3 protein-coding genes are annotated in these 2,744 nt (G+C 54.6%); all 3 read right to left on the bottom strand.

All coding sequences use genetic code 11. The annotated features are described in order from the left end of the window. Positions 1-872 (bottom strand): 1-deoxy-D-xylulose-5-phosphate reductoisomerase (locus tag FBQ85_28945; protein ID MDL1879162.1); only part of this gene is annotated, 872 nt, incomplete at its 3' end. Between the two features lie 88 nt (positions 873-960). Next, entirely contained in the window at positions 961-1,752 is a 792-nt protein-coding gene (locus FBQ85_28940) for a hypothetical protein (GenBank protein MDL1879161.1), read from the bottom strand. Continuing rightward, positions 1,728-2,561, bottom strand: a complete 834-nt coding sequence (locus tag FBQ85_28935) for a lipoate--protein ligase family protein (GenBank protein ID MDL1879160.1) — start codon at positions 2,559-2,561, stop codon at positions 1,728-1,730. The genes FBQ85_28940 and FBQ85_28935 overlap by 25 nt, the downstream gene beginning before the upstream one ends. Positions 2,562-2,744 lie beyond the last annotated feature (183 nt).

Below are 2,744 nucleotides of genomic sequence, written 5' to 3'. Positions count from 1 at the left end.
CGGTTGAAATCAAGCCGAGGAAAATCGCTGGGCAAACGATCGGGATACGTCAGGGCATATTGAATCGGCATGCGCATATCCGGCACGCTGAGTTGCGCTTTGATCGAGCCGTCAACGAATTCCACCATCGAATGAATGATGGATTGCGGGTGAATGACGACGTCGATTTTATCCAGCGACAATTCAAACAGCCAGAATGCTTCAATGACTTCCAGCCCCTTGTTCATCATGGTCGCCGAATCGATGGTGATTTTCGGCCCCATGCTCCAGTTGGGATGGTTAAGCGCTTCAGCGACAGTAATATTGGCAAAATCGTTGTGCGAACGTTCGCGAAACGGGCCGCCCGAGGCCGTGACAATCAAGCGTTGGATGCGTTCTTTCGGTTCGCCCAGCAGGCACTGCCACAAGGCGCTGTGCTCACTGTCAATCGGAACGAGATGGGCGCCATGCCGTTTGGCGCAGGCCATGACCAGCTCACCGCCGGTGACGAGTGTTTCTTTGTTGGCCAGCGCGACGGTTGTGCCGTTCTCCAACGCCCGTAATGTCGCGGGTAAGCCAGCAGAGCCGACCACGGCGTTGACCATCACGTCAATATCGTCGCGTCCGGCCAACTCCACCAGGGCGTCCAGACCGCACAAAAGTTCCACGCCCAATGCTTTAAAATCAGCGCGCAGTGTTGCAATATTTTTTTGCGGCGGCCGCACAATCGCAACCGCAGCCGGACGAAACCGCTGCGTTTGTTCAAACAACAGCGCGGCGTTGCTATGTGCAGCGAGATAGGCCACGTTGAACTCCGCCGGCAGACTTTCAACGACATTCAAGCAGTTGACGCCGATCGAGCCGGTGGAGCCTAAAATTCCAAGACGCTTCATGAATGAATCTGAACAGGCTTTGCACACATGACTACTGCACGTTACACGCGATTGCCGGTGCAACGTGCAGTTTTTGACTTCTACAATTTTATCTAAAGCTCAATCCGGCGCCCAGGCCAACAGCGGTGTAATCGCCGAAATTCGCGTCGATATTGACGCGCAACAAAGGCAGCAGCTTGAAGGCCAGGCCGACAGTGCCTTGCGGATAAACCGTATCATAATCCTTGTTGATATCCGGCGGCAATCCCGGAACATTCAGCGAGAGCGCTGTGCGATCAATGCCAGCGCCGCCATAGAGCGTGAGCAGCGCAAAATCCTTGCTGATGTACGCTTTCAGGCTGAGCGTAGACACCGAGCCGAAGTTGTACTGCTCCGGAACCAAAATGGTCTGATAGCCGCCCATAATCGTAATGTCAGGCGAGGCCAAATTTCCTCGGAGCAGGCCATATTTCAAACCGCCACCCAACAACGTTACGTTGCCGCCCGGATCGCCTTTCAACGGCAGGGTAAAAAAGCGGCCGTAGACCTCCAAATTTGCCGGCAGGCCAATGTTGCCGTGGAACATCGCGAAGGGCACATAGTCGACGCCTTCCAGCGGATCCTGCACCGTGGGGATAATGTCTTTAAATTCGTCGGGAATAGGCGTGAAAATGCCGCTGAGACGAACATCGACGCCGCCGACGCTGTGCAGCGCCGCCGTATTGATGAAACCCGAGCCGGCCAGCGAACTAAAAAGGTTCAGCAATGACTTGACTTGCTTGTCTAAATCCGATTGTTCCACGCTTCCCGCATCTATTTCCCACGCAAAATCCTGCGCCGTTACTTCTGCCGAAAATCCGATCACAGCCGCCAACATCAGGACAACGCCAAGCTTTCGCATAAATTTTCCTCCGAAAGATGGTTGGTGAGAATGCCGTATCGTTCGCGCCACGCTTCGGCTAATTCGTGCTCGTTCCGCTGCACGGCGCCATCTTGCAATTCGATTCCGAGTGTTTCCATAAAGCCACGCCGAATCGCCTGCGCGGCTTCTGAAAAGGTGATCACGCGACGGCAAAGACGCGCGAGCGTCGTCGTGTGTTCCAGCAGCCGGCTGCGCTCCGTTGCTATGGCAAAGGCGTCTCCTTTCAGAAAGTCCGGCAATAGTTCATGGCCGTCATGCAAGATAATCGAGCCATGCTGCAACACGCCTTCACGAAATCGCCGTTGCGCGCTGCCCACCACTTTCTTGCCTTCTGCAATGACTTCGTTGCGCGCGGCGCTGGCGAAGCACGACATGCGCAACGGCCGTCCGTCTTGTTGCATCCGCTCGCCCGGAGCAAACTTGGCCGGCGCGCCAAGCAGCGCCAAGCCGCCCACCAATGCCTCGCTGATTTTCTTATACAAATCCAACGGCAACATTTCATACCACGCATTCGCCGCCGGGATCATCACACTATATGTCAATTCGTCCGCGTGCAAAATGGCGCGCCCGGCAGTCGGGCGGCGCGCGACGTCAAAACCCGCGGCGCGGCATTTATCGAGATCGACTTCTCCGGCGTCTTGATGATAACCCAGCGAAATGCAGAACGGTTGCCAGCGAAAGAACCGCAGCGTCGGAATTGCGACAAAATTACCGCGCGCAATCGCAGCGTCAAGAGCCATATTGTAATCGCCCGCGGCCAAGCCAGTGTCAAGGAAGCGCCAGAGCATTATTTGAGTCTAAAAGTCACTGCTTGAGGTTGCGACACGATCATTGCATTTGAGTCTAGCTGAATTCGGTGAATCATATAAAACAACTGTAGTTTGGCAAAAATCAGTTCTTAGACATAGCCAGGTATTGGCTTTGGAAGCTTCCAGGCATTATATTTGTTGTCAACAGATCAATCTCGGAGA

The organism is Cytophagia bacterium CHB2 (genome assembly GCA_030263535.1).
Classification (GTDB): domain Bacteria; phylum Zhuqueibacterota; class Zhuqueibacteria; order Zhuqueibacterales; family Zhuqueibacteraceae; genus Coneutiohabitans.
The sequence above is the reverse complement of the archived record's forward strand: the minus strand, read 5'-3'. Positions and strand labels throughout refer to the sequence as shown.

What these genes read in the sequence shown, in the direction of transcription:
- FBQ85_28940 (MDL1879161.1), bottom strand. Translation starts at nt 1,752, where the DNA reads ATGCGAAAGCTTGGCGTTGTCCTGATGTTGGCGGCTGTGATCGGATTT.
- FBQ85_28935 (MDL1879160.1), bottom strand. Translation starts at nt 2,561, where the DNA reads ATGCTCTGGCGCTTCCTTGACACTGGCTTGGCCGCGGGCGATTACAAT.